The sequence below is a fragment of the Pseudonocardia humida genome (genome assembly GCF_023898865.1).
Classification (GTDB): Bacteria; Actinomycetota; Actinomycetes; order Mycobacteriales; family Pseudonocardiaceae; genus Pseudonocardia; species Pseudonocardia humida.
In genome coordinates, this window is sequence record NZ_JAGSOV010000073.1 from 71,812 (window position 1) to 94,819 (window position 23,008).

Annotated in this window: 20 protein-coding genes and 2 pseudogenes; 10 read left to right on the forward strand and 12 right to left on the reverse strand. The window is 73.4% G+C overall.

Going from position 1 to position 23,008, the window contains the following annotated elements:
- Nucleotides 1-5 precede the first annotated feature (5 nt).
- Genes KDL28_RS33520 through narI form a run of 4 tightly spaced genes read left to right on the forward strand, consistent with a single transcriptional unit; the run spans nucleotide 6 to nucleotide 6,797 of the window.
- Nucleotides 6-3,698, forward strand: coding sequence for a nitrate reductase subunit alpha (locus KDL28_RS33520; RefSeq protein WP_252445093.1), 3,693 nt, complete (start codon nucleotides 6-8; stop codon nucleotides 3,696-3,698).
- Entirely contained in the window at nucleotides 3,698-5,446 is a 1,749-nt protein-coding gene (gene narH, locus KDL28_RS33525; RefSeq protein ID WP_252445095.1) for a nitrate reductase subunit beta, read from the forward strand. Before KDL28_RS33520 ends, narH begins: the two co-directional genes overlap by 1 nt.
- The gene (narJ, locus tag KDL28_RS33530; RefSeq protein WP_252445097.1) at nucleotides 5,443-6,075 is read left to right on the forward strand and encodes a nitrate reductase molybdenum cofactor assembly chaperone; all 633 of its coding nucleotides are present in this window, start codon (nucleotides 5,443-5,445) and stop codon (nucleotides 6,073-6,075) included. The genes narH and narJ overlap by 4 nt, the downstream gene beginning before the upstream one ends.
- Nucleotides 6,072-6,797 carry a respiratory nitrate reductase subunit gamma gene (narI, locus tag KDL28_RS33535; RefSeq protein WP_308216096.1) on the forward strand — a complete coding sequence of 242 codons (726 nt, stop codon included), beginning with the start codon at nucleotides 6,072-6,074 and terminating at the stop codon, nucleotides 6,795-6,797. The genes narJ and narI overlap by 4 nt, the downstream gene beginning before the upstream one ends.
- A 572-nt stretch (nucleotides 6,798-7,369) precedes the next feature.
- On the opposite strand, the gene KDL28_RS33540 is transcribed toward narI, so the two are convergent.
- Nucleotides 7,370-8,659 carry an FAD-dependent monooxygenase gene (locus KDL28_RS33540; RefSeq protein ID WP_252445099.1) on the reverse strand — a complete coding sequence of 430 codons (1,290 nt, stop codon included), beginning with the start codon at nucleotides 8,657-8,659 and terminating at the stop codon, nucleotides 7,370-7,372.
- Nucleotides 8,660-8,715: 56 nt separating this feature from the next.
- On the opposite strand from KDL28_RS33540, the gene KDL28_RS33545 reads away from it, so the two are divergent.
- The gene (locus tag KDL28_RS33545; protein WP_252445101.1) at nucleotides 8,716-9,321 is read left to right on the forward strand and encodes a TetR/AcrR family transcriptional regulator; all 606 of its coding nucleotides are present in this window, start codon (nucleotides 8,716-8,718) and stop codon (nucleotides 9,319-9,321) included.
- A gap of 133 nt (nucleotides 9,322-9,454) precedes the next feature.
- Here KDL28_RS33545 and KDL28_RS33550 read toward each other — a convergent pair whose 3' ends face one another.
- Nucleotides 9,455-10,126 carry a hypothetical protein gene (locus KDL28_RS33550; protein WP_252445103.1) on the reverse strand — a complete coding sequence of 224 codons (672 nt, stop codon included), beginning with the start codon at nucleotides 10,124-10,126 and terminating at the stop codon, nucleotides 9,455-9,457.
- Between the two features lie 47 nt (nucleotides 10,127-10,173).
- On the opposite strand from KDL28_RS33550, the gene KDL28_RS33555 reads away from it, so the two are divergent.
- Nucleotides 10,174-10,908 (forward strand): MerR family transcriptional regulator, encoded by a 735-nt coding sequence (locus KDL28_RS33555; protein ID WP_252445105.1) that lies wholly within the window; start codon nucleotides 10,174-10,176, stop codon nucleotides 10,906-10,908.
- Between the two features lie 100 nt (nucleotides 10,909-11,008).
- Here KDL28_RS33555 and KDL28_RS33560 read toward each other — a convergent pair whose 3' ends face one another.
- Entirely contained in the window at nucleotides 11,009-12,865 is a 1,857-nt protein-coding gene (locus tag KDL28_RS33560; RefSeq protein ID WP_252445107.1) for a SpoIIE family protein phosphatase, read from the reverse strand.
- 240 nt (nucleotides 12,866-13,105) lie between these two features.
- On the opposite strand from KDL28_RS33560, the gene KDL28_RS33565 reads away from it, so the two are divergent.
- Complete coding sequence (locus KDL28_RS33565) at nucleotides 13,106-13,777, forward strand: thioredoxin family protein (protein WP_252445109.1); 672 nt, start codon at nucleotides 13,106-13,108, stop codon at nucleotides 13,775-13,777.
- 25 nt (nucleotides 13,778-13,802) lie between these two features.
- A complete protein-coding gene (locus KDL28_RS33570; protein WP_252445111.1) occupies nucleotides 13,803-14,234 on the forward strand; it encodes a MerR family transcriptional regulator in 432 nt (143 codons plus the stop codon).
- Between the two features lie 150 nt (nucleotides 14,235-14,384).
- On the opposite strand, the gene KDL28_RS33575 is transcribed toward KDL28_RS33570, so the two are convergent.
- A complete protein-coding gene (locus KDL28_RS33575; RefSeq protein ID WP_252445112.1) occupies nucleotides 14,385-14,807 on the reverse strand; it encodes a MerR family transcriptional regulator in 423 nt (140 codons plus the stop codon).
- Nucleotides 14,808-14,866: 59 nt separating this feature from the next.
- Here KDL28_RS33575 and KDL28_RS33580 point away from each other — a divergent pair, with 59 nt between their 5' ends.
- On the forward strand, nucleotides 14,867-15,364 hold the full coding sequence (locus tag KDL28_RS33580) for a hypothetical protein (protein ID WP_252445114.1): 498 nt from the start codon (nucleotides 14,867-14,869) through the stop codon (nucleotides 15,362-15,364).
- 132 nt (nucleotides 15,365-15,496) lie between these two features.
- Here KDL28_RS33580 and KDL28_RS33585 read toward each other — a convergent pair whose 3' ends face one another.
- From KDL28_RS33585 to KDL28_RS41815, 5 genes and pseudogenes are all read right to left on the reverse strand, one after another.
- Nucleotides 15,497-16,399 carry a sugar kinase gene (locus KDL28_RS33585; RefSeq protein ID WP_252445116.1) on the reverse strand — a complete coding sequence of 301 codons (903 nt, stop codon included), beginning with the start codon at nucleotides 16,397-16,399 and terminating at the stop codon, nucleotides 15,497-15,499.
- A 20-nt stretch (nucleotides 16,400-16,419) separates the two neighbouring features.
- On the reverse strand, nucleotides 16,420-17,031 hold the full coding sequence (locus KDL28_RS33590) for a bifunctional 4-hydroxy-2-oxoglutarate aldolase/2-dehydro-3-deoxy-phosphogluconate aldolase (protein ID WP_252445139.1): 612 nt from the start codon (nucleotides 17,029-17,031) through the stop codon (nucleotides 16,420-16,422).
- 8 nt (nucleotides 17,032-17,039) lie between these two features.
- Nucleotides 17,040-17,306 (reverse strand): annotated as a pseudogene (locus tag KDL28_RS33595) (enolase C-terminal domain-like protein); the annotation flags it as partial.
- A gap of 328 nt (nucleotides 17,307-17,634) precedes the next feature.
- A pseudogene (locus KDL28_RS41810) lies at nucleotides 17,635-17,817 on the reverse strand (hypothetical protein); the annotation flags it as partial.
- On the reverse strand, nucleotides 17,814-18,050 hold the full coding sequence (locus tag KDL28_RS41815; protein ID WP_252445118.1) for an SDR family oxidoreductase: 237 nt from the start codon (nucleotides 18,048-18,050) through the stop codon (nucleotides 17,814-17,816). The gene KDL28_RS41815 and the pseudogene KDL28_RS41810, both read right to left, overlap by 4 nt.
- A 482-nt stretch (nucleotides 18,051-18,532) precedes the next feature.
- On the opposite strand from KDL28_RS41815, the gene KDL28_RS33610 reads away from it, so the two are divergent.
- Nucleotides 18,533-21,268 carry an ATP-binding protein gene (locus tag KDL28_RS33610; RefSeq protein WP_252445120.1) on the forward strand — a complete coding sequence of 912 codons (2,736 nt, stop codon included), beginning with the start codon at nucleotides 18,533-18,535 and terminating at the stop codon, nucleotides 21,266-21,268.
- Between the two features lie 343 nt (nucleotides 21,269-21,611).
- Here the strand turns inward: KDL28_RS33610 and KDL28_RS33615 are convergent, their stop codons facing one another.
- The 3 genes from KDL28_RS33615 to KDL28_RS33625 all read right to left on the reverse strand — a co-directional run bounded on the left by KDL28_RS33615 (nucleotide 21,612) and on the right by KDL28_RS33625 (nucleotide 22,944).
- Entirely contained in the window at nucleotides 21,612-22,358 is a 747-nt protein-coding gene (locus KDL28_RS33615; RefSeq protein ID WP_252445122.1) for a MerR family transcriptional regulator, read from the reverse strand.
- 110 nt (nucleotides 22,359-22,468) lie between these two features.
- Nucleotides 22,469-22,729 carry a DUF5996 family protein gene (locus KDL28_RS33620; RefSeq protein ID WP_252445124.1) on the reverse strand — a complete coding sequence of 87 codons (261 nt, stop codon included), beginning with the start codon at nucleotides 22,727-22,729 and terminating at the stop codon, nucleotides 22,469-22,471.
- Nucleotides 22,726-22,944 carry a hypothetical protein gene (locus KDL28_RS33625; protein WP_252445126.1) on the reverse strand — a complete coding sequence of 73 codons (219 nt, stop codon included), beginning with the start codon at nucleotides 22,942-22,944 and terminating at the stop codon, nucleotides 22,726-22,728. Before KDL28_RS33625 ends, KDL28_RS33620 begins: the two co-directional genes overlap by 4 nt.
- Nucleotides 22,945-23,008 lie beyond the last annotated feature (64 nt).

A 23,008-nucleotide genomic window follows, 5' to 3' on the forward strand; every position in this document is an offset into this window, starting at 1 on the left:
AAGGCATGGCTCCGATGACCCGAAGCGGAACGGACGGGCCGGCGGCGGATGCGCTGCTGCGGACCGGGCGGTTCTTCACCCGCCGCGACACCTCGCCGGACCTGCGAGCGGTGTACCGGGAGGGCGGCCGCGACGGGGACGCCTTCTACCGGGACCGGTGGAGCCACGACAAGGTGGTGCGCTCCACGCACGGGGTGAACTGCACCGGGTCGTGCTCGTGGAAGGTCTACGTCAAGGACGGGATCATCACCTGGGAGGCCCAGCAGACCGACTACCCCTCGGTCGGACCGGACTCCCCGGAGTACGAGCCGCGCGGCTGCCCGCGCGGTGCCGCGTTCTCCTGGTACACCTACTCACCCACCCGGGTGCGCTATCCCTACGCCCGCGGGGTGCTGGTGGAGATGTACCGGGAGGCGAAGGCCCGCCTCGGCGACCCGGTCGAGGCCTGGGCGGAGGTCACCACCGACCCGGACAGGCGCCGCCGCTACCAGTCCGCCCGCGGCAAGGGCGGGCACGTGCGGGTGGGCTGGGACGAGGCGGTGGAGATCGTCGCCGCCGCGCACGTGCACACGATCAAGACCTACGGACCGGACCGGGTCGCCGGGTTCTCCCCGATCCCGGCGATGTCGATGGTCAGCCACGCGGCCGGGTCGCGGTTCATCGAGCTCGTCGGCGGGGCCATGACCTCGTTCTACGACTGGTACGCCGACCTGCCGGTGGCCTCCCCGCAGGTGTTCGGCGACCAGACCGACGTGCCCGAGTCCGGCGACTGGTGGAACGCCACCTACCTGCTGATGTGGGGCTCGAACGTCCCGGTGACCCGCACCCCGGACGCGCACTGGATGGCCGAGGCGCGCTACAAGGGCCAGAAGGTCGTCGTGGTGTCGCCGGACTACGCCGACAACACCAAGTTCGCCGACACCTGGCTGCCCGCCCAGCCCGGCACCGACGGGGCGATGGCGATGGCCATGGGCCACGTCATGCTCAAGGAGTTCTTCGTCGACCGGCGGGTGCCGTTCTTCGTCGACTACGTGCAGCGCTTCACCGACCTGCCGTTCCTGGTCACGCTGGAGGAGCAGGACGGGGCGCACGTGCCCGGCAAGTTCCTCACCGCGGCCGACCTCGGCGAGGAGGGCGAGGGCGTGGCCTGGAAGACCGTGCTGCTCGACGGGCGCACCGGGGAGCCGGTGGTGCCCAACGGCTCGCTCGGGTTCCGCTACACCGGGTCGGGCGCCGGCCGGTGGAACCTGGACCTGGGGGAGGTGGCCCCGCAGCTGACGCTGCTCGGCGGCGAGACCGCCGAGGTGCTGCTGCCCCGCTTCGACGCCCTGGACGGCTCCGGCGGCGTGCTGCGCCGCGGGGTGCCGGTGCGCCGGGTCGGCGGGCGGCTGGTCACGACGGTGTTCGACCTGATGCTCGCCCAGTACGGGGTGCACCGCGACGGGCTGCCCGGCGTCTGGCCGTCGGGCTACGACGACCCCGCGGAGCCCTACACCCCGGCCTGGCAGGAGGGGATCACCTCGGTGCCCGCCGACCAGGTCGTCCGGATCGCCCGGGAGATGGCCGCCAACTCCGAGGAGTCCGGCGGCCGCACCATGATCATCATGGGGGCCGGGATCTGCCAGTGGTTCCACGGCGACGCCACCTACCGCGCGGTGCTCGCGCTGCTGCTGCTCACCGGGTCGATGGGCCGCAACGGCGGCGGCTGGGCGCACTACGTGGGCCAGGAGAAGTGCCGCCCGGTCACCGGCTGGGCGACGATGGCGATGGCCACCGACTGGCAGCGCCCGCCGCGGCAGATGATCGGCACCGCGTTCTGGTACACCCACACCGACCAGTGGCGCTACGACGGCTACCGGGCCGACGCCCTCACCTCCCCGCTGGCCCGCGGGCACCTCGCCGGCATGCACACCATGGACACGATCGCGCTGTCGGCGCGGCTGGGCTGGATGCCGTCCTACCCGCAGTTCGACCGCAACCCCCTCGACGTCGCCGACGAGGCCGCGGCGGCGGGCCAGGACGTCGCGGAGCACGTCGCCGGGCGGCTCCGGGACGGGACGCTCCGGTTCGCGATCGAGGACCCGGACGCGCCGCAGAACTGGCCGCGCTGCCTCACCCTGTGGCGGGCCAACCTGCTCGGTTCCTCGGCCAAGGGCGACGAGTACTTCCTCAAGCACCTGCTCGGCACGCACAACGACCTGACCGCCGACCAGACCCCACCCGACCGCAGGCCCCGCGACGTCACCTGGCGCGACGGCGACCCACCCGAGGGCAAGCTCGACCTGCTGCTGTCGCTGGACTTCCGGATGACCAGCTCCACGCTGCTGTCCGACGTCGTGCTGCCGGCCGCGACCTGGTACGAGAAGCACGACCTGAACACCACCGACATGCACCCGTACGTGCACGCCTTCACCCCGGCGATCGACCCGCCGTTCGAGTCGCGCACCGACTTCGACGCCTTCCAGGCCATCGGCCGCCGGTTCAGCGAGCTGGCCCGCACGCACCTCGGGGTCCGCCGGGACGTCGTCGCCGTGCCGCTGCAGCACGACACCCCCGGCGAGACCGCGCAGCCCGGCGGCCGGGTGCTGGACTGGCGCGCCGGTGAGGTCGAGGCGGTGCCGGGGCGCACGATGCCGAACTTCGTGGCCGTCGAGCGCGACTACCCGGCCGTCGCGGAGAAGATGGCCAGCATCGGGCCGCTGGTCGACCGGCTCGGGATGACGACGAAGGCGGTCACCTACCACCCCGACGAGGAGATCGCCCACCTGTCGGCGAAGAACGGGGTGATGCTCGGGGGCGCCGGCGACGGCCGCCCGGCCGTCGACACCGACGCCAAGATGGCCGAGGCCATCCTCGCGCTGTCCGCGACGACCAACGGCCGGCTCGCCGTGCAGGGCCTCCGGGAGCTCGAGCGCCGCACCGGGACCCCGCTGGTCGACCTGGCCGAGGGCAGCGAGGAACGCCGGATCACCTTCGCCGACACCCAGGCCCGCCCGGTCCCGGTGATCACCAGCCCGGAGTGGTCGGGCAGCGAGACCGGCGGGCGGCGCTACGCCCCGTTCACGGTCAACGTCGAGCGGCTCAAGCCGTGGCACACCCTCACCGGCCGGATGCACTTCCTGCTCGACCACGACTGGACGCACGAGATGGGCGAGGCCCTGCCGATCTACCGCGCGCCGCTGGACATGCACAAGCTCTTCGGCGCCGGCACCCCCGGTGACCGGGGCGCGGACGGGGCGTCGGTGACCGTGCGCTACCTGACCCCGCACTCCAAGTGGTCCATCCACTCGGAGTACCAGGACAACCTGCTGATGCTGTCGCTGTCGCGGGGCGGCCCCACGGTGTGGATGAGCGAGGCCGACGCGGCCGCGATCGCGGTGCGGGACAACGACTGGGTGGAGGCGGTGAACCGCAACGGCGTGCTGGTGGCCCGGGCCATCGTCACCCACCGGATGCCGCCCGGCACGGTGTTCGTCTACCACGCCCAGGAGCGGGTGGTGAACGTGCCGAAGTCGGAGGCGACCGGCCGGCGCGGCGGCATCCACAACTCGCTGACCCGGATCCTGGTCAAACCCACCCACCTGATCGGCGGCTACGCCCAGCTGTCGTTCGCGTTCAACTACCTCGGCCCGACCGGCAACCAGCGTGACGAGGTGACCGTCGTCCGGCGGCGGAACTCGCAGGAGGTGGAGTACTGATGCGCGTGATGGCCCAGATGGGCATGGTCATGAACCTCGACAAGTGCATCGGCTGCCACACCTGCTCGGTCACCTGCAAGCAGGCCTGGACCAACCGCAGCGGCGTCGAGTACGTGTGGTTCAACAACGTGGAGACCCGCCCCGGGCAGGGCTACCCGCGCCGCTACCAGGACCAGGAGCAGTGGAAGGGCGGCTGGGTGCGCAACCGCCGCGGACGGCTCACGCTGAAGGCCGGTGGCCGGTGGCGCAAGCTGATGACGATCTTCGCCAACCCGGTGCTGCCGAACATCCGCGACTACTACGAGCCGTGGACCTACGACTACGAGATGCTCACCGACGCCCCCCTCGGCGACGACTTCCCGGTCGCCCAGCCGAAGTCGTTGATCTCCGGCGAGCCGATGGCGATCGAGTGGAGCGCGAACTGGGACGACGACCTCGGCGGCGCGCCGGAGCACGCTCCGCGTGATCCCATCGTGGAGCGGCTGCGCCGCGAGTCCGAGGATGCGGTCAAGCTGGACTACGAGCAGGCGTTCATGTTCTTCCTGCCGCGGATCTGCGAGCACTGCCTGAACCCGTCGTGCGTCGCGTCCTGCCCGTCCGGGGCGATGTACAAGCGGGTCGAGGACGGGATCGTGCTGGTCGACCAGGACCAGTGCCGGGGCTGGCGGATGTGCGTCACCGGCTGCCCGTACAAGAAGGTGTACTTCAACCACCGCACCGGCAAGGCCGAGAAGTGCACGTTCTGCTACCCGCGCGTCGAGGTCGGCCTGCCCACGGTGTGCAGCGAGACCTGCGTCGGGCGGCTGCGCTACATCGGGCTGTTCCTCTACGACGCCGATCGGGTCACCGCGGCGGCGTCGGTGGCCGACGAGCGCGACCTCTACGAATCCCAGCTGGACCTGCTGCTCGACCCGCACGATCCCGCGGTGATCGCCCAGGCCCGCGCGGACGGCATCGCCGAGGACTGGCTCGCCGCCGCCCGGCGCTCGCCGGTCTACAAGCTGGCCAAGCAGTACCGGGTGGCGCTGCCGCTGCACCCGGAGTTCCGGACCATGCCGATGGTCTGGTACATCCCGCCGCTCTCGCCGGTGGTCGACCGGCTCACCGAGACCGGCCACGACGGTGAGGACGCCGGCAACCTGTTCGGCGCCATCGACGCCCTGCGCATCCCGATCTCCTACCTGGCCGAGCTGTTCACCGCGGGCGACCCCGAACCGGTGCGCGGTGTGCTGCAGAAGCTGGCGGCCATGCGCGCCTACATGCGCGATGTGACCCTGGACCGACCCCGTGACGAGTCGGTGGCGGGCGCGGTCGGGATGACCGGCCGGGAGATCGTCGAGATGTACCGGCTGCTCGCCATCGCCAAGTACGAGGAGCGCTACGTCATCCCCACCGCCTACGAGGGCGAGGCCCACCAGCTCGAGGAGCTCGCCTGCAGCCTCGACGTCGACGGCGGGCCCGGCATGGTCGGCAGCGGCCCGTTCGGCGAGGGCTCCGGGTCGCCGATGCCGGTGTCGGTGGAGACCTTCCACGCCCTGCGGCACCGCCAGACCGGCGACCGGGTCACCGACCCGGAGGACCGCGGGGCCCGGATCAACCTGCTCAACTGGGACGGCAAGGGCCGCCCGGCCGGGCTGTTCCCGCCACCCCACGAGTCCCCGCCCGACGAGGCACCGCCGGGCCCCGGCGACATCACCGGCCGCAGCGCGGCGACACCGTCCTCGTCCGATCCCGGGGTGGACCGGTGACCATCCGCGCGTCCGACCAGGCCGTGGTGCTCCAGGCGGCGTCGGTGTGCCTGCAGTACCCCGACGACACCGTGCTGGCGAGCCTCCCGCTGGTCCGCCGGGCCGTCGACGAGCTGCCGGGCGGCCGACCGCGCGAGCGGCTGACCGCGTTCCTCGACGCCGCGGCGGCCACCCCGCCGACCCGGATGACCCGGCACTACGTCGAGGTGTTCGACCTGCGGAAGCGGTGCTGCCTCTACCTCACCTGGTGGACCGACGGCGAGACCCGGCGGCGCGGGGGCTCGCTGGCCGCGCTCAAGGGGCGCTACCGCGCGGCCGGCGTCGAACTCGACACCACCGAGCTGCCCGACTTCCTGCCGGCGGTCCTGGAGTTCGCCGCCGTCGCCGACCTGGCCGCCGGCCTGCAGCTGCTGCAGGAGCACCGGGCGGGCCTCGAGCTGCTGCGCCTGGCCCTGCTCGGCGCCGGCACGCCCTACGCCGGGCCGGTCGAGGCGGTCTGCGCGCTGCTGCCCGGGCCCTCCCCCGCCGACGTCGCGACGGCCAAGGCGCTGGCCCGCAACGGGCCACCGCGCGAGCAGGTCGGGCTCGACCTCGCGCCGTTCGGCGTGCGACCGGGAGGGACCTCGTGAACGGGATCGACGTGCTGCTCTGGGGCGTGCTGCCCTACCTGATGGTCGTGGTGCTGGTCGGCGGCACGATCTGGCGCTACCGCTACGACAAGTTCGGCTGGACCACCCGCTCCTCGGAGCTGTACGAATCACGTCTGCTGCGCATCGGCAGCCCGCTGTTCCACTTCGGGCTCCTGGTCGTGATCGTCGGACACGTGATCGGGCTGGTCATCCCGAAGAGCTGGACCGACGCCGCCGGGCTCAGCCAGGAGGCCTACCACGTGCAGGCGCTGCTGCTCGGCGCCATCGCCGGGTTCTGCACCCTGGTCGGGGTCGGGATCCTCGTCTACCGGCGGCGCACCACCGGCCCGGTCTTCCGGGCCACCACCCGCAACGACAAGCTGATGTACGTCGTGCTGGTCGCCGCGATCGTCGCCGGGCTGGCCACCACGCTGCTCGGGGCCGCGGGCGGCGAGGAGCACAACTACCGGCTCACCGTCTCCCCGTGGTTCCGGTCGCTGTTCGTGCTGCAGCCCGACGTCGCCGCGATGAGCGGGTCCGGTCTCGCGTTCCAGCTGCACACGCTGATCGGGATGGTGCTGTTCACGATCTGGCCGTTCACCCGGCTCGTGCACGCGTTCACCGCGCCCGTCCACTACCTGTTCCGGCCCTACATCGTCTACCGCAGCCGCCGCCCCGGCGCCGCCCGACCGACGCGGCCCGGCTGGGACCGGACGAGGTGAGGCGCGGTGGACCACGGGGGCCGCGTCCGAGCACGTCCAGGACCGTCCGTGGCCGCCGTCCGGGCTGTCGATGACGAGGGCCGCACCACCGGCGGCGCTGGGGCACGTCAGGCTGAGCGAGCGGTGGCCTCTTCCCCACCCGGTCAGCAAGATCGTGTGCAGATGCACATTCATCTGCACGTGCAGCGTGCCTCCCGCGCAGCATCCTCGGCAGACGTCGGATCGAGTGATACTGACGCCATGCGCACCTAGGGAAGCACCACCATGACGAAGCACTCCGGTCTCACACATCCCGGCAACGGCTCCACCACGTGTCTGCGACACCCCGCAGCCGACCACGATCGTGGGGTGAGCGAGCGGATCTACGACTACATCCGCACCGGCCGCCTCGACCGGCACGACCACCACGGAGAGCGTCCGACACCGCCTTCGGCTCGGACCTGAACTGCGCCGGACCCACTGGGCACCGCAGCACCGACACCCGAGACGGAGAACAGTCGGGGCGTCGGACTGGGCGACCACCACCGACGCGACGTCCGCGGCGACTGACGCTGCCGGGTACGCGGCAGCGCTCAGCCCGCCGGCGGCTGCGGCGGCGGGTCGGCGGCGGGCTGCTGCAGGGTGACCGGGGTGGAGCCGAACCGCAGGTCGTGCTGACGGCGCAGCCACGCCCGCTGCGCCCAGGCGTACCGGCCGAGGACCCGGGCACCGCGCCTGGCCAGCCCGTAGCGCCAGGTGCCGGCGCGGGCATCGCCCTGTCCCCTGGCCTCCTGCCGCTGCAGTGCCTGCGCGCGGCGCACCTCCGGCTCCCGCTCGGCCTGCACGGCGCGGCACGCCGCGTCCAGCGCACCGCGGTCGACCCCGGCTCCGCCGGCGGCCAGCGGGACGAGGTGGTTGGCGGCCACCACCACGTCGCGCAGGGCGAGGTTGATGCCCTGGGCGCGGACCGGCGACATCGGGTGGGCGGCGTCGCCGAGCAGCAGCACGCCGGGCGCCCACCACAGCGGGGCCAGCCCGACCAGCACGTTCAGCCGCAGCGGCCGGGAGACCTCGGCGCGGTGGGCCAGCACGTGGTCGACCAGCCAGGGCGGGGCCGAGCGCAGCGCGGTCGGCAGCCAGTCGCCGTCGCGGAACTCGCCCAGCCCGCCCTTGGGCATGATCAGCCCGCACTGCAGCCGGTCGTCCCAGGAGGTGTAGGCGACCAGGGGGTGACAGCCCCGGCGCACCAGGATGTGGAAGTCGCAGTGCTCGCGCAGGGCCTGCGGCGCCGGCGCCTTGAACCACAGCACGTCGTAGCCCTCCGCGGCCCGGGTGAGGTCGAGCCCGGAGCGGGTGCGCACCGAGGAGCCCCGTCCGTCGCATCCGACCACGAGGTCGGCGGACCAGACGACCTCCTCCCCCGCTGCCGTCACCGCCCGCACCCCGACGACCCGGCCGGTCTCGTCCCGCACGACGTCGGCGAAGCGCGCGCCCAGGTGGACCTGGGCGCCCGGGTGGGCGCGCACCTGCTCGACGACCCGCTCCAGCAGGGCGACGGGCGAGGCGATGCGGAAGGCGCGGTCCCCGAGCTCGGCGACCGGCTCGGGGACCGCGAACACCTCCTCGCCGTCGATGCTGATCCGCCAGCTCCGCACGACCCGGCCGGGCACCTCGGCCAGCAGCCGGCCCAGGCCCATCTGCTGCAGCGCCTCGATGCCGAGCGGCATCAGCCCCTCGCCGCGGAACACATCGCCGAGCGCGGTCTCGCGGTCCACCAGGCGCACCTCGGCGCCGCGGCGGGCCAGCAGCAGGGCCAGGGTCGCCCCGGCCGGTCCGGCACCGACGATCACGACCTTCATGTTCTCCCCCTCGACCGGGAGCACTCTAATGCAACGTCGCGTTGCAAGGCAACTGACCGTTGCTTTAAGCTGGACGCACCATGCCGATCCCGCCCCCGCACCGCCCCGGCGGCCGCAGCGCCCGCATCACCCGCGCCGTCCACGCCGCGACCGTCCACGCGCTGACCGAGCACGGCCTCGACGGGCTCAGCATCGAGGCCGTCGCGGCCCGCGCGGAGGTCAACAAGACGACGATCTACCGCCGGTGGGGGACCCGGGAGGCGCTGGTCGCCGACGCGCTGACGGCGAACACGGGCCGGCAGGTCACGGTGCCCGACACCGGCAGCAGCCGGGAGGACCTGGTGGTGTTCGCCCGCCAGGTCCGCGACGCGATCCTGGCCCCCACCAGCCGCGCACTGATGTCGGCGCTGTCGGCCGGCCGCCACCACCGGGAGCTGGCCGAGATCGGCCGGCGCTACTGGGCCGACCGGCTCGCCGCCGTGCGCCCGCTGATCGAGCGGGCGGTGCAGCGCGGCGAACTGCCGGCCGACGCGGATCCCGACGTCGTCGTCACCCGAATCGTGGGCCCGATCTGGTTCGCCGTGTCCGGTCCGGGTCTCGCGGTGGACGACGACTTCGTGGCGGGCTGCGTCGACACCGTGCTCGCCGGCACGACGAGCCCGGCTGCAGGGGACCAGAGCCGGTAGGCCGTGCCGGTCGAGCAGACCGCTGCGCAGATCGGGCCGGCCATCGGCGCCGGCCCGGGCTTCCCTGCTCGGCTCGGTCGGAAATTCGCGGAACCACCGGAGGCTCCGATCCGGCCTTCCCTTGACCTCCAGGTCAACGGGCTGCCATGGCTCCGGCGCCCGGTAGCGCGTCCACCCGACGCAGTTGCCGCCACCCCAGCACCGCGAACCAGACCAGCACCGGTAGCTGCAGGACGTAGCCGAGCTGCTCGACCGCAGGGGACGGGCCGGCGGTCCCGGTCGTCCACGGCAGCGCGACGGCGGCCAGCCCGCATCCCGCCGCGACAGCGCCGCACAGCCGCATCGACCGGGGCAGGGCGAGCCGGACCGCGGCCGCGGCCAGCGCTGCGGCCCAGAGCAGCCCGGCCAGGTTCACCTCCCACTTCGCGGCGAGCAGCAGGGCGCGGGCCGCGGCCACGGCCGCCGGGTCGGTCTCCGCGGCGAGCTGGGTCACCGCGAGGTTGCCTGCGTCGTGCAGCACGCCGGCCAGCCCAGCTGCGGCCAGCAGGCCGCCGGGCAGCGCGGCGCGCGGCACGCCCGCGGCCAAGGTCATCCCGGCGGCGGTCAGTCCGATCCAGCCCAGTACGTCGAAGGCCAGTTCGGCCAGGTGCAGGCCAACCTGGGCACGGACCGCGGTCAGGGCCGCCGTCGGGTCGGCCGGGTTGAGGGTGAGCCCGGCGGGCACCACGATGGCAACGCTGACGAGCATGAGGGCCGGCGAGGTCAGCAGCAGGACGCCGGCGACGCGCCGGTCGGTCGATGTCATGATCGGGGACGCTAGAACTCTGCCGCAGAGAGAAGGTCAAGCCCACGATGTGGCGGATCGGGCAGGTCGCGCGCATGGCCGGGGTCTCGGCCCGCACCCTGCGCCACTACGACCGGATCGGGCTGCTCGCCCCCGCAGCCGTCGGCCACGCCACCGGCTACCGCTGGTACGGGGTGGCCGAACTGGCCCGACTGGAGCGGATCCGCGGGCTGCAGCGCCTCGGGCTACCCCTGCACCGCATCGTCGAGGTACTCGACGCACCCGACGCGCAGGTGCGCCAAGCCCTGCAGGAGACCGTGGCCGTCCTGCACGACGACATCGCCGCGTTGACCGCGACCGCCGCGCGCGCCGCGGAGCACCTGGCCGCGGCGAGGACGATCTTGCCTCAGCAGCCCACGGTCGGCGCCCGCCGGCTGCGGATGCACCGCGTGCGGGTGGAACACCCGGCGGAGCTGGCCGGGATGTGCGGCGGGCCGGAGACACTCCTGCTGACCTGGCTGGACGGCCCACCGGAGGGCGGGTTCACTGCGGCGTGGGCCGGTGTCGGCGGCGAGCCGCTCACCCTGCCGGTCCGCGACGTGGCGCGGACGATCGTGCCGGCCGGGACCGGCGTGGTCCGAGCCGGGCGGGAGCTGTTCGACTGGGTGGACCGGCAGGGACTGGCGGTCGCCGGGCCGACGCTGGAGGAGCACCTGGTCGACGGGGACGGGGCCCGCGCCGCGGCACTCGAGGTGCCCGTGCGCCCCACGGGCGGCCAGTCGACGGCCCCTACGATCAACTGAAACTCCCCCCGCGCCGTCCTGGAGCGGTGTCGTCGCGCTCCGCCTGGGCTCACCACGTTCCGGGCGAAGATCACGCTTCAGCTCGATGGGATGGGGTCCTTCAGTCCTCAGGATGGGCGCGGACCGCCAGTAGCGCGACGTCGTCGTCGACGCTGCCGCCGATGGCGTCCAGCAATCCGTCGCACAGCTCGTCGAGACCGGCCCGGGCGCGACGGGTCACCTCCGCGACGAGCCAGTCGAACCCGGTGTCGAGGTCGGCACCGCGGCGTTCGACCAGGCCGTCGGTGTAGAGCAGCAGCGTCGAACCCGGCTCCAGGAGCTGTTCGTGGTCGTGGCGCGGCTGGTCGAACCGGGCGCCGAGCAGGCGGTCCGGCCGCGCGTCCAGGAGCCGCACGGCGCCGTCCGGCCCGACGAGCACCGGCGGTGGGTGACCAGCGCTGCTCCAGCGGAAGGTCCGCCACCCCGGTGCGTGCCGCGGTGTCTGCTCGATCTTGCCGAACACCGCGGTGGCCAGCTCGGACACGGCGAGCTGGCCCATGGCCGCATCCAGCGCCCCCAAGATCGCCGAGGGCGGCTCGTCGATCACGCAGGCGATCCCGCGCAGCAGGTTGCGCAACTGCCCCATCGCCGCGGCCGCGTCCCGATCATGACCGGCGACGTCGCCCACGGCCAGGCACAACGCGCCACTGGGGACCATGAACGCGTCGTACCAGTCCCCGCCGACCTGCGCGTCGGCGGCAGCGGGCACGTAGCGCACCGCCAGTTCGAGGTGGTCGGGCTGGAACGGAGCGGTCAACATGCTGCGCTGCAGCACCTCCGACATGCGGCGGGTCTGCTGGGCGGCGACCTGTTCGGCCTGCCGGGCCTGGATCCGCTCCAGGCCGTAGCCGCACTGGGCCGCCAGGGCACCCAACACGTCCATCTCCGCAGAGCCGAACTCGTGCGACTGCGCCCACCCGATGGTCAACGAGCCCAGGATCGGCCCATCGGTGCGCAGCGGCAACGACACCCACGCCTGGCACCCGGTGTCACCGAGCACCTGGCGCATCTGGGGCGCCCACGCCAACGAGGCCTGCTCGTCAGGCAGGACGACCGGTCGACCGGAAGCGGCGGCGACGCACGCCGGCAGCGGGCCGTCCAGCGGCAGCTGCGCGTACTCGGTCTGCGTGTGCTCGCCCAGGGAGGAGGTGATCGCCAGGTCGAGCCGGTCGCCGTTGCGCACCCCCACTGCACCACCATCGGCACCGAGCGCAGCCAAACCCTGCCCGACCACGATCCCGGTGAGGTCCTGCACGGATTGCGCTCGCGACAGCCGCAGCGCGACGTCCGACACCGCCGTGAGCCGGACCCGAGCGGCCGCCTCGGCCTGCCACGCCGCCTGCAGCTCCTGCGCTCGCACCAAGGCATCACCACCGACGACGGCACCATCGACGACGGCACGAGTGCCTTGGCCGCGCTCGCCCTCGCTCACGACGAACTCGGTGATCTCCTCCGGACGATGCAGCACCAGCACCACCCGGCCGTCCTCGTCCACCACGGGGACGTTGACGATGCTCCAGTGGCGCTCCACGTACCGACCGGTGGCCGGGTCCAGCACGTCGTACCGCTGCGGAACCATGCGCTCCGCCCGCCCGCCGGCCAGGACGCGCCGCAACGACGCCGCCACCGCCTGGCTCCCCGACCCCTGCGGAGCTGCCGGGTTGTCCGGGAACGAACTCACCAACCTCGTCCCCAGCAACTGCTCCCGCGAACGCGAAGACGCCGCGCAGTACGCCCGGTTCACCTCCACGATCACCAGGTCGGCGTCGACGACTGCATAGGCCGAGGGAGCCTGGGCGAACAGTCGAGCGTAGTCCACGTCCAAGACCGCAGCCTCTGCCATACACGTGCCTACCCGTTGTTCGTCCCGACGGCACATCGTCGCCGGCCGCCTGGTCGAGAAGCCGAGGTCCTGCATCCACCTCCCGCGAATCCCTCACCGACCTGCGGAGACAGGCTGCTCCTAGGTCGAGGGAGGTCTCGCCCCTCGCGCAGATGCATCACCGCCGACAGCCCGGCCGACCAGCGTCGGCTCTAGCCCCACCACACAGTCCTCCGGGTGCGCACTCCACGTGACCGACGTCATGTTGAAGGTGGTACCTCGGTACAGGCTTAGCGTTGTGCCGTCAGCTGGAGACGGTGCTGCGGAGGTAGCGACATGGCGGTGGAGGTCACCGAGGAGACGGTCGACCAGAAGGTCGGGGCGTCGCCGGTCCCGGTCGTGCTGGAGTTCTTCGCGAGCTGGTGCGGCGATTGCCGCCGGGTCGCGCCCGTCCTCGACAAGCTGGCCGAGGAGTTCGCGGCCACGGTGAAGTTCGTCGAGGTCAACGCCGATGAGAGCCCGGGGCTGGTGGAGCGGTTCGGGGTGTCGTCGACGCCGACGCTGTTCGTCCTCGACCGTGGGCAGCAGGTGGCGTCGATGGTGGGTGCGCAGCCGGAGCCGATGCTGCGGGGCCTGTTCGAGGCGGCCGCGAACCGCATCGAGGGCGGGCGGTCGGAACTGGCGTGGGTGCCGGCGGACGCGTGCACGTTGCCGACCGCGGACCGCCCGACCCGGCTGGCGGAGTTCGAGGGCCTGTTCGCGTCGCTGCGGGGGCTGCGCCGGGAGGAGCCGGGCTGGTTGCGGCTGCGCCTCGACGACGGCGAGGGGATCGAGGAGCAGGCCCGTGCGCTGACTGCGCGGGAGGCCGGGTGCTGCTCGTTCTTCGACTTCGCCGTGCAGCGCCAGGCCGATGAGGTGGTGGTCGATGTGCGGGTGCCGGCGAGCCGGGTCGTGGTGCTCGACGGGCTGACCGCGCAGGCTGAGGCCGCCTACGCGGCGCGGGTGTGAAGGAGCCGGTGATGGGGGGACGGCGATGAGGTCGGGGCAGTTGGCCGCGGCGGCGGGGGTGAACGTGCAGACGCTGCGCTACTACGAACGCCGCGGCCTGCTGCCCGAGCCCCGTCGCACCCTGGGCGGGTACCGCGAGTACGACGACGACGCGGTCGCGCTGCTGCGGGTGGTCAAGTCCGCGCAGCGGCTGGGCTTCACCCTCGACGAGGTCACCGAACTGCTCGACGCCGGCCGCCGCCGGCACCCGACCCCGGACCTGCAGCAGCGCGCCCGGGCGAAGTTGGCCGAGGTCGAGGACCGCATGGCCGACCTGGCCCGCATCCGCGACGGGCTGCTGCAGGTCGTGCGGGCCCGCTGCGACAGCCTCACCAACTGCACGTGCCCGGACTGCCCGCTCCCGTTCGTCGAGCCGGCCGAGGTCCGCCCCTTCCCCGCCTCCGGAGAGTCCCCGTGAGCCTCGACCCGCGCGACGACCTGCTCGTGCCCTCCGCCTTCCCCACCAGCACCCCCGGCGAGACCGATGCGGGGGTCGAACACGATGCGGGCGCGCAGCAGGCTCGCCGCGGTGCTGGCCGTCCTCGCGTGCGTGGGCTGCCGGCACGGATCAGGACGTCGCTCGGTTCGTGCCGCCGGCGGCCGTGCCGCTCAGCTCGCAGCAGCCGGCTTCACATCGGGCGAGCGCGGTCTCGATGCTGCCCTGCAACGCGGTGAGCTCGGCCAGTCGCGCCCGGGTCCGGTCCAGCACCGCGTCGAGCCGCCACCGCTCCGTCTCGCAGGTCGCCCCACCGCCGTCGTGAGCCCTCAGCGCGTCCGCGACCTCGTCCAAGGTCATCCCCAGACCCTGCAGGCGTCGGGCCAGCGTGATCGTGTCGACCGCGGCCTGGGAGTAGAGCCGGTAGCCCGACGGCAATCGCTGCGCGGGAGGGAGGAGCCTGCGGCGCTCGTAGTAGCGCACGGTGTCGACGCTGACCCCGGCCCGCCGCGCGACGGCACCGATCTTCAGCAGCGACTCTTGACTCTGGACCATGGTCCGGACTTTACGGTGGCCAGGATCGACAAGGAAGCCCGACGCCGAGGAGCCAACCGATGACCCGCACCGACGACCGGGCGACCGACTCGCCGGCACAGCCGCCGCTGCCGGCCGTGGTGTGCGACATGACCGACGCACCCGACACCGGCGAGCAGCGGCTGCAGGAGTACGCCCGCCTCTTCGCCACCGCGTTCATCTCCCGGGAACGCACCTCCACCGGGATGCGGTGGCGGCTGCGGGCCGACGACGGGATCGAGGCGTTGGCCCGGGATCTGGCCGCCCGGGAGAACGCCTGCTGCGCGTTCATGTCCACCACCATCACCACCACCGACGGTGAGGTGCTGTGGGACTCGACGACCATCGACGATCCGGCTGCCCGCGCCGTTCTGGACCTGCTCCACGAGCTGCCCGAGGCCCGGCTGACCGACGCCGACGAGGTGCACGAGCGTTTCGTCCGGACGACCGGCGTGCCCATCGTCATCACCGACGGCCCCGTCACCCGGCGCGCGACACCCGAGGAGATCCGCGGCGGGCCCACCCCGCTGGAGAGCTGAACCCGGCAAGGTCGACGCGATGGTCCGGCCCGTCTCGACGGCCGCGACCCCGGCCGACGACCATCCGACATCGGGCCCGTGCTCCCGTGCGACCGGCCTGGCACGGACCCACTCGGCCGCTGGTCAGCGCGGTCATCGCAGCGCGACTCCCGCCGGAAGGCCGAGCAGGTCCAGTTCGGCGCGGGTGGGCAGGCCCTCCCAGTCACCCCGGGTGGCCACCGCGAAGGCGCCGGCCGCGTTGCCCCGGGCCAGCCGACCCGGCACGTCCAGCCCGTCGAGCAGGGCGGAGAGGTACCCGGCGGTGAAGGCGTCGCCCGCGCCCACCGAGTCGACGACACCCACCCGGTGCCCAGCAGCGGTGTGCTCGCCGTCGGCGCTCAGCGCGCGGGCGCCATCGGCCCCGAGCTTGACCACCACCTCGCAGCCCGCCTCGCGCAACGCCACCACCCCACCGACCAGCTCCAGCTCCTCCGGGGAGCCGATTACCACGTCGGCCTCGCGGGCCAGCGCGCCCAGCGCCGCCGCGGCCGCCTCCGACGACCACAACCGGGCCCGGAAGTTCACGTCCAGGCAGACCCGCCACCCCGGATGCGCCACGGCGCGGCGCACGGCGTCGAGCGGGCCCGGCCCGAGCGCCGCGGTCACCCCCGTCACGTGCAGCAACCGCGCCCCAGCGGCCAGCACGTCGCCCAGGTCATCGGGCTCCAGGCGGGAACCCGCCGAGCCCGCCCGGTGGTACTCGACCCGGGTCACGTCGGGCAGGCGCTGCTCGAACAGCACCAGCCCGGTGGCCGCGTCCGGGTCGACGCGCAGGGCGAGTTCGACCCCCTCGGCGCGCAGAGTGCGCTCGACCAGCGCCCCGCTCTCGTCCGCTCCGACCCGCCCGGCGAAGCGCACCACGTGCCCGAGCCGGGCCAGCCCGATCGCCGCGTTGGACTCGGCGCCGGCGATCGAGAGGCGGGCCGCGCCACCCAGGCGCACCGGCCCGTCGGCGCGCACCGCCACCATCGCCTCGCCGAAGGTCAGGACGTCCACCGGGGCCAGCACCTCGGGGTTCACCGGGCGGCCGCCAGGAACGCCCGGGCCCGCTCCCGCAGCGCGCCCAGGTCCCCGCCGCGGGCGGCGTCACCGACCAGCGGGCCACCCGCGCCGACGGCCAGCGCCCCGGCGTCCAGGTACGGGCGCACGTCCTCGACGCCCACCCCGCCGACCGGGACCAGGTCGACGTCCGGGAACGGGTCGCGCAGCGCCCGCAGGTACGCCGGGCCGTGCAGGCTCGCCGGGAACACCTTCACCGCCACGGCGCCGGCCCGCACCGCGGCCAGCACCTCGGTCGGGGTGAACGCCCCGGCCACCACCGGCAGCCCCAGCCCCACCGCCGCGTCCACACCGGGCCCGAGGGCCGGGGTGAGCGCGAACGCCGCCCCGGCGTCGCGGGCGCGCACCGCGTCGTCACGGGTGAGCACGGTGCCGGCGCCGACCCGGTCGCCGAGCTCGGCGACCGCGCGCTCGATCACCCCGAGCGCCCCGTTCGTGGTCAGCGACACCTCCACCAGCCCGATGCCCTCCTCGGCCAGCGCGAGCACGGTGCGCAGCGCCGCGCCGGCGTCGTCGCCGCGCACGATGCCGAGCACGGGGTGCTCGGCGAGCCGTCCTAGCAGGTCCATGTGTCCCCTCACCATTCCGCGAACGATCCGTCGGGGTGCCGCCACACGGGCGAGCGCCACCGGTGGCCGGCGGCGTCCGCGAACGCGAACGGCGCGCGGTCCAGCACGTAGTCCAGCAGCTCTGCGCCGGCGTTGTAGTGGATGCCGATGCTCTGCTCCTGGATCAGGAAGTCGGGCGTCGCGAACGCCACCTGCAGGCTCGCCGCCAGCGCCAGCGGCCCGAGCGGGCAGTGCGGCGCGAGCAGCACGTCGTGGTCGACCGCACGGGCGTGGGTGGGGACCGGGTCCTGGTGGGGGTGGCGGTGCACGAGCGCGTCGCGTAGCGCCAGCGCAGGCTCGATGAACACGTCCATCCGGGCCAGCATCTCGTTGTGCGTGGCCCGCAGGATGGCCCCGGTGGAGCCGCAGGTCGGCGGCGGTCGCGACGGCCGGGTCCGCCCCGACGGCCTCGGCGAGGTCGCGCAGCACCTCACGGGTCTCCCCCGCCTCGCTGCGCCAGCGGATGGCGTCGGCGTCGAGCAGGTTCCACCGCTCCCGCGGCAGCACCGTCGTGCCGCGCCTCTGCCGGGCCTCGAGCAGGCCCTTCGCGGTGAGCACCCCGATCGCCCCGCGCAGCACGGTGAGGCTCGGGTCGAGCTCCGACCCCAGCACGGACAGGTCGAGCACGGCGCCCCGGGCCAGCTCCCCGGAGACGATCCGGGCGCCCCGCACCGCGACCGCCTGCCCGTGCAGGCCTCGCCCGTCGTAGCCGCCGCTCACAGTCCCCCCACCGAGCCGTCCCTTCACGAGGAGTCCTTCACCGTGCTCCAGCCGCCGTCCACGGTCAGGCTGGCACCGGTGACGAACGACGCGTCGTCACCGACCAGGAAGGCGATCGCCGCGGCGACCTCGTCCGGGCGGCCCAGCCGCCCGATCGCGGTCTGCGCGGCGCTGCGCCGCCGGTCCTCCTCACCGATACCGTCCCACGCCGCGGTGAGCACCGGGCCCGACGGTCGGCGCCGGATGGTCCGCGAGCTCACCGGCCAGGGCGATGCCCTCCGAGCGGGCTACACCGCTGTCGCGGACCGGCCGGTGCCGGCGGCCTGGGCGATGCACCTGCTCCTCGACGTGCCCGCGGAATCCGTGGCGCTCGCAGCCGACGTGCCCGTGCGCATCGACTCGCTGTTCGGCGGCGCCCGCCACCGGCTCGCACCGAGCCCCGCCGGGGCGTGGCAGCCCTGGGGCGAAATCCGCTCCCGCCTCCTGCGCGGCGCGGGGCTGGGCCGCAAAGGCCTTCACCAGGCCCGGCCGCACGACCGGGATCGGCGACGAGCAGGCACGGTCCCCCGATGTCGACGGCGGGTTCGCCGCCCCGTCAGATGTCGGTAGGTCTTCACGGCCTGGCGCCACCGAGAACCTCGGCGGTGGCTGGCGATGACCCGGGGCTGTCGCACTCCCCGCCAGGGATGACTACGGTGACGGCTACCTGCGGCATTGACGGGAGCACGACCTGGCGGATCTCGTGGGCCGGCGCCCAGAGCGTGAAGCGATCGAGAAGTTCCTCTCGCTGGCCCGGTCCGGGCGCAGCGGCTCTCTCGTGGTGCGCGGGGAGGCCGGAATCGGGAAGACCGCCGTGCTCGAGCACGCTCGGCAGGCGGCTCTCGCCGCAGCCTTCCGGGTGGAGTCCTCGGTCGGCGTCGAATCCGAGACGCAGTTCGCGTTCGCTGGGCTGCACCAACTGTGTGCTCCCCTGCTGGATCGCAGCGGCACGCTGCCCGAGCCGCAGCAGGCCGCTCTCGGAGTGGCGTTCGGACTCCACGGTGGCGCCGCGCCGGACCGGTTCCTGGTCGGGCTGGCCATCCTCAACCTGATGGCCGAGGTCGCCGAGGAGGAGCCGCTGCTGTGCCTCGTCGACGACGCGCAGTGGCTGGACGAGTCATCGGCGCAGGTGCTGGCCTTCGTGGCGCGGCGGGTGGGGGCCGAGAGGTTGGCCATCGTGTTCGGGTTGCGCGACTCCGACGAGGGCGACCACCTTCCGCTCGCCGGGTTGCCGGAGCTACGTCTGGAGCGGCTCGGCGAGTCCGATGCCCGTGCGCTGCTCAGCGCTGCGGTGCGCACACCGCTGCATGAGGGGGCGCGCGAGCGGATCCTCGCCGAAGCGGGCGGCAACCCGTTGGCGCTGCTGGAGCTGCCCCGCAACATACGGCCGGCGCACTTGGCCGGCGGGTTCGAGCTGCCCGACGCGCTGAGCGTCCCGCGCCGCGTGGAGGAGAGCTTCCGACGCCGTTCAGCCAGCTTGCCGCCCGAGACGCAGCTGCTGCTGCTGGTCGCCGCGTCCGAGTCGACGGGCGACGTGGCACTGCTGTGGCGCGCGATCGCGCACCTGGGCCTCGCTCGCGAGGTTGCCACGCCCGCGGAGGTCGCCGGGCTGCTGGAGATCGGTGTCCGGGTGCGGTTCCACCACCCGCTGGTGCGGTCCGCGGTGTACCAGGCAGCCACGCCGCCGGACCGTCGTCGCGCCCACGGCGCGCTCGCCGAGGCGACCGACCCACGAGCCGACCCGGATCGCCGTGCCTGGCACCGCGCGCAAGCGGTGCTCGGAGCTGACGAAGAAGTCGCCGAAGGGTTGGAGCGCTCGGCCGGACGGGCACGCGCCCGCGGGGGTGTGGCCGCCGCGGCCGCGTTCCTGCAGCGCGCGGCCGAGCTGTCTCCTGAGCCTGCCGCTCGCGCGAGGCGGGCGCTGGAGGGCGCCCACGCCAAGTACGAGGCCGGTGCGCCCGAGGCCGCCCGCGAGCTGCTGGCAGTCGCGGCCTCCGGGCCACTGGACGCCCTGCCACGCGCCCGCCTCGAGCTGCTCCGCGCCCAGATCGCGTTCTACCAGAGCCGAGGCAGCGAGGTGCCGGGGATGCTGCTGGACGCCGCCAAGACCCTCACCCCGCTCGATGCGGCCCTGGCCCGTGAGACCTACCTGCACGCGCTCGACGCGGCACTCGTGACCGGCGACCCCGACCGCGGCGTGTTGGAGGTCGCCGAGGCTGCTCGGGCCGCGCCTGCACCGCCCGGGTCGCCGCAGCCGCCGGACCTGTTGCTCGATGGCCTCGTGACGACCTTCACGCGCGGGTACGAGGCGGGCGTGCCCGAGCTGCGCCGGGCGTTGCTCGCCTTCGCCCGCCACGAGCCGAGCGCGGGGTCCACGGGCGAGGGCGACGACCACCGCTGGTTGTGGTTGGTCAGCAGGGCCGCCATGGCGGTCTTCGATGACGACCTCGCCCACGTCCTCGCGGAGCGTCACGTGCGGCTGGCACGTGACGGCGCGCTGGCGACGCTCCCGGCTGCGCTCCTCGTCCAGTCCGTCATGCTGGTGCTCGCCGGTGAGCTCGCTCGCGCCTCCGAGCTGGCCGACGTGCAGACCTCGATCGCCGACTCGACGACGGCAGTGCCGTTGCTCCACGCCCAGCTCATCCTCGCCGCCTGGCGCGGCCGCTCGCACGAGACGGGCGAGATCCAGGCGACCCTCGTCGGAGAAGCTGCCAGACGTGGGGACGACACGGAGGTCTCGCTGGCGCAGTACGCCCTGGCGGTGCTGCACAACGGTTTCGGAGAGTACCCAGCGGCCCAGACCGCCGCGACGCGGGCGTTCCAGTCGGACGAGCTGACGCACAGCAACCTGGCCCACCCCGAGCTCGTCGAGTCAGCAGTCCGTGCCGGTCAGCCGGAACGCGCGGTCGAGGCGATGGAGCAGCTCTGCTCCCGGGCTCGTGCCAGCGGCACGCCGTGGGCGCTCGGGATGGCGGCACGCTCACAGGCGCTCATGAGCACCGGATCGGCGGCCGAGGATCGGTATCGCGAGGCGATCGGGCAGCTCAGGCACAGCCGGATGGGCGGCTACCTCGCTCGTACCCATCTCGTCTACGGCGAGTGGCTCCGTCGTGAGGGCCGCCGCCGAGACGCCCGGGACCAGCTCCGTACCGCCCACCAGCTCCTCACCGACATGGGCGCGGAAGCGTTCGCCGCCCGCGCCGCCCGCGAGCTCGGGGCGACGGGCGAGCACCCACGCGCACGAACCGCCCAGCCGACCGACGAGCTCACCACCCAGGAGTCGCACGTCGCACGGCTGGTGGTCACCGGAGCGACCTCCCGCGAGGTCGGCGCACAGCTGTTCCTCAGCCCCCGGACCATCGAGGCCCACCTGCGCAACATCTTCCGCAAGCTCGGCATCACCTCACGCCGCGAGCTCAGAGAGCTCCACCTTCCCTGACCGGACCCGGTGCGGCTGCGCCGGAGATCGCTGGCTCCTACCGACGCGAAAGCCGGGCCGCGACGGTCAGCCTGGAACGATGTACCCGTCACGGCCGCCATCGACGGCGAGGGTGTGGTGACGGCGCTGGAGGCGGCACGCCTCGCTGGTGTGGGTCGCTTCGCGGCAGGCGGATCCTCGAGCTGGCTCAGGGCTCGACGCCGATCGCTCGAGCAGTGCTGGCGAACGTTCCGCAACTCCGAGCGTCAGAGCGCCGTCATCGGCCAGCACGGCCAACGACTCCACGGCATCGACGGGCGGCAGCACCCGTTGGACGAACGTCAGGAACGGGTGGTGCTGCGGCTCAGGTGGCGTCCCTCCGGGAGTCCGTCGGTCGCGCTTCGGCTCGCAGGAGTTGCTGGACGCGGCGGAAGACGTCGACCTGGGCGGGGTTGTAGAGCTCCCGCATCGCAGCCGCCGCGATCCGGGTGGCCGACCGGGCCCCGCGCGGGGCCGGGTCCACCAGCTCCGGGTGCTCGTCCCGGATCCGGCGGATGTGCGGGGCCATGCGTTCGGCGAGGTCCTGGCGCGCCTCCTCGCCGGCGTCGGCGGGGAGGGTGTCGAACTCGCCGTCGGTCGGGTCCGGGGGCTGGTTGCGCAGCATCTCGGCGTAGGCGTCGAGGTGCCCCGGCCCCAGGACCCGAGTCATGATGAGGATGAGCGACCGGTCGGCCTCCGACAGCTCCGCCGCGCCCGCCGTCACGAGGTCAGCGGGCAGATCAGCCGGCGCGTGGTGCCTCAGGATCAGGCCGAGCTCCACGCGCGCCCGCGTCAGCCGCTCGATGGTGGCGCCCAGCTCCGCGTCCAGGGTGCGCAGCGCGTCGACGGGATGGTGGTCGTCCTCGCCCAGCTCGGCGATCCGGGCCAGCGAGAACCCGAGGTCGACCAGCCGCTTGATGCGCAGCAGCCGCAGGAGGTGGGTGACGCCGTACTGCTTGTAGCCGTTCGACTGCCGCTCCGGCTCCGCCAGCAGGCCGACCTCGTGGTAGTGCCGGACCGCCCGCAGGCTGGTCCCGGCGAGGTCGGCGATCTCCCGCGTGCTCCAGGCCATGGACCCAGCACACACCCTGCCCTCGCGGCATGGTCAAGCCGGACCGACTCGAGCCCGACCGCCGACCCCACCGCCGGTGCTGTTCACGGTGCGATTGTCGGTCACTGTGATCATGTGGAGTTCTGGTGGCCGACGAAGTCGAACTCGATCTCGAAGGCCCCCGTGCGATACGGGATGGCCGACGTCGTCAGCCCGCGCGGGCTGACGTACAGGGCCACCTGCCACCAGTGGTTGAGCAGCGGGGCGTGGGCCATGCGGATCTTGCCCACGACCTGGGTCCACATGTGCAGGGTGTCGCGGGTGGGGGTCCAGTCCGAGACCCGCACGCTCGGCCAGCTCGTCGCAGAGTTGATCGTCTCAGCGCTGCTCATCGGTACTCCGGGTTGGCGTTGTCGGGGTGAGAACCGGTGTCCCAGGCCGTGCGCAGGTTGCCGTGGGCCGGGAAGCCACCGGCGCGTCGGACCGTCGACGCGACGTGGAGCAGGTTGTGGGTCATGAACGCGATGTTGCGGTTGGTGAAGTCGCAGTTGATGTACATCGCGCGCAGCCCGGTGAAGTCGGGCTCCTGCGTCACGGATCCGTCCATGAGACGTTCTCCCTCGTTCATGCCGCGTCCACGTCGGACGTCGTAGCGCGCCGCCCGCCCAGGT

Coding starts and splice junctions, on each gene's coding strand:
- KDL28_RS33570 (WP_252445111.1), top strand. CDS start 13,803: ATGAGGTCGGGGCAGTTGGCCGCGGCGGCGGGGGTGAACGTGCAGACG.
- KDL28_RS33520 (WP_252445093.1), top strand. CDS start 6: ATGGCTCCGATGACCCGAAGCGGAACGGACGGGCCGGCGGCGGATGCG.
- KDL28_RS33580 (WP_252445114.1), top strand. CDS start 14,867: ATGACCCGCACCGACGACCGGGCGACCGACTCGCCGGCACAGCCGCCG.
- KDL28_RS33575 (WP_252445112.1), bottom strand. CDS start 14,807: ATGGTCCAGAGTCAAGAGTCGCTGCTGAAGATCGGTGCCGTCGCGCGG.
- KDL28_RS33545 (WP_252445101.1), top strand. CDS start 8,716: ATGCCGATCCCGCCCCCGCACCGCCCCGGCGGCCGCAGCGCCCGCATC.
- KDL28_RS33565 (WP_252445109.1), top strand. CDS start 13,106: ATGGCGGTGGAGGTCACCGAGGAGACGGTCGACCAGAAGGTCGGGGCG.
- KDL28_RS33550 (WP_252445103.1), bottom strand. CDS start 10,126: ATGACATCGACCGACCGGCGCGTCGCCGGCGTCCTGCTGCTGACCTCG.
- KDL28_RS33590 (WP_252445139.1), bottom strand. CDS start 17,031: ATGGACCTGCTAGGACGGCTCGCCGAGCACCCCGTGCTCGGCATCGTG.
- KDL28_RS33555 (WP_252445105.1), top strand. CDS start 10,174: ATGTGGCGGATCGGGCAGGTCGCGCGCATGGCCGGGGTCTCGGCCCGC.
- KDL28_RS33620 (WP_252445124.1), bottom strand. CDS start 22,729: ATGAGCAGCGCTGAGACGATCAACTCTGCGACGAGCTGGCCGAGCGTG.
- KDL28_RS33615 (WP_252445122.1), bottom strand. CDS start 22,358: ATGGCCTGGAGCACGCGGGAGATCGCCGACCTCGCCGGGACCAGCCTG.
- KDL28_RS33560 (WP_252445107.1), bottom strand. CDS start 12,865: ATGCAGGACCTCGGCTTCTCGACCAGGCGGCCGGCGACGATGTGCCGT.
- KDL28_RS33625 (WP_252445126.1), bottom strand. CDS start 22,944: ATGGACGGATCCGTGACGCAGGAGCCCGACTTCACCGGGCTGCGCGCG.
- narH (WP_252445095.1), top strand. CDS start 3,698: ATGCGCGTGATGGCCCAGATGGGCATGGTCATGAACCTCGACAAGTGC.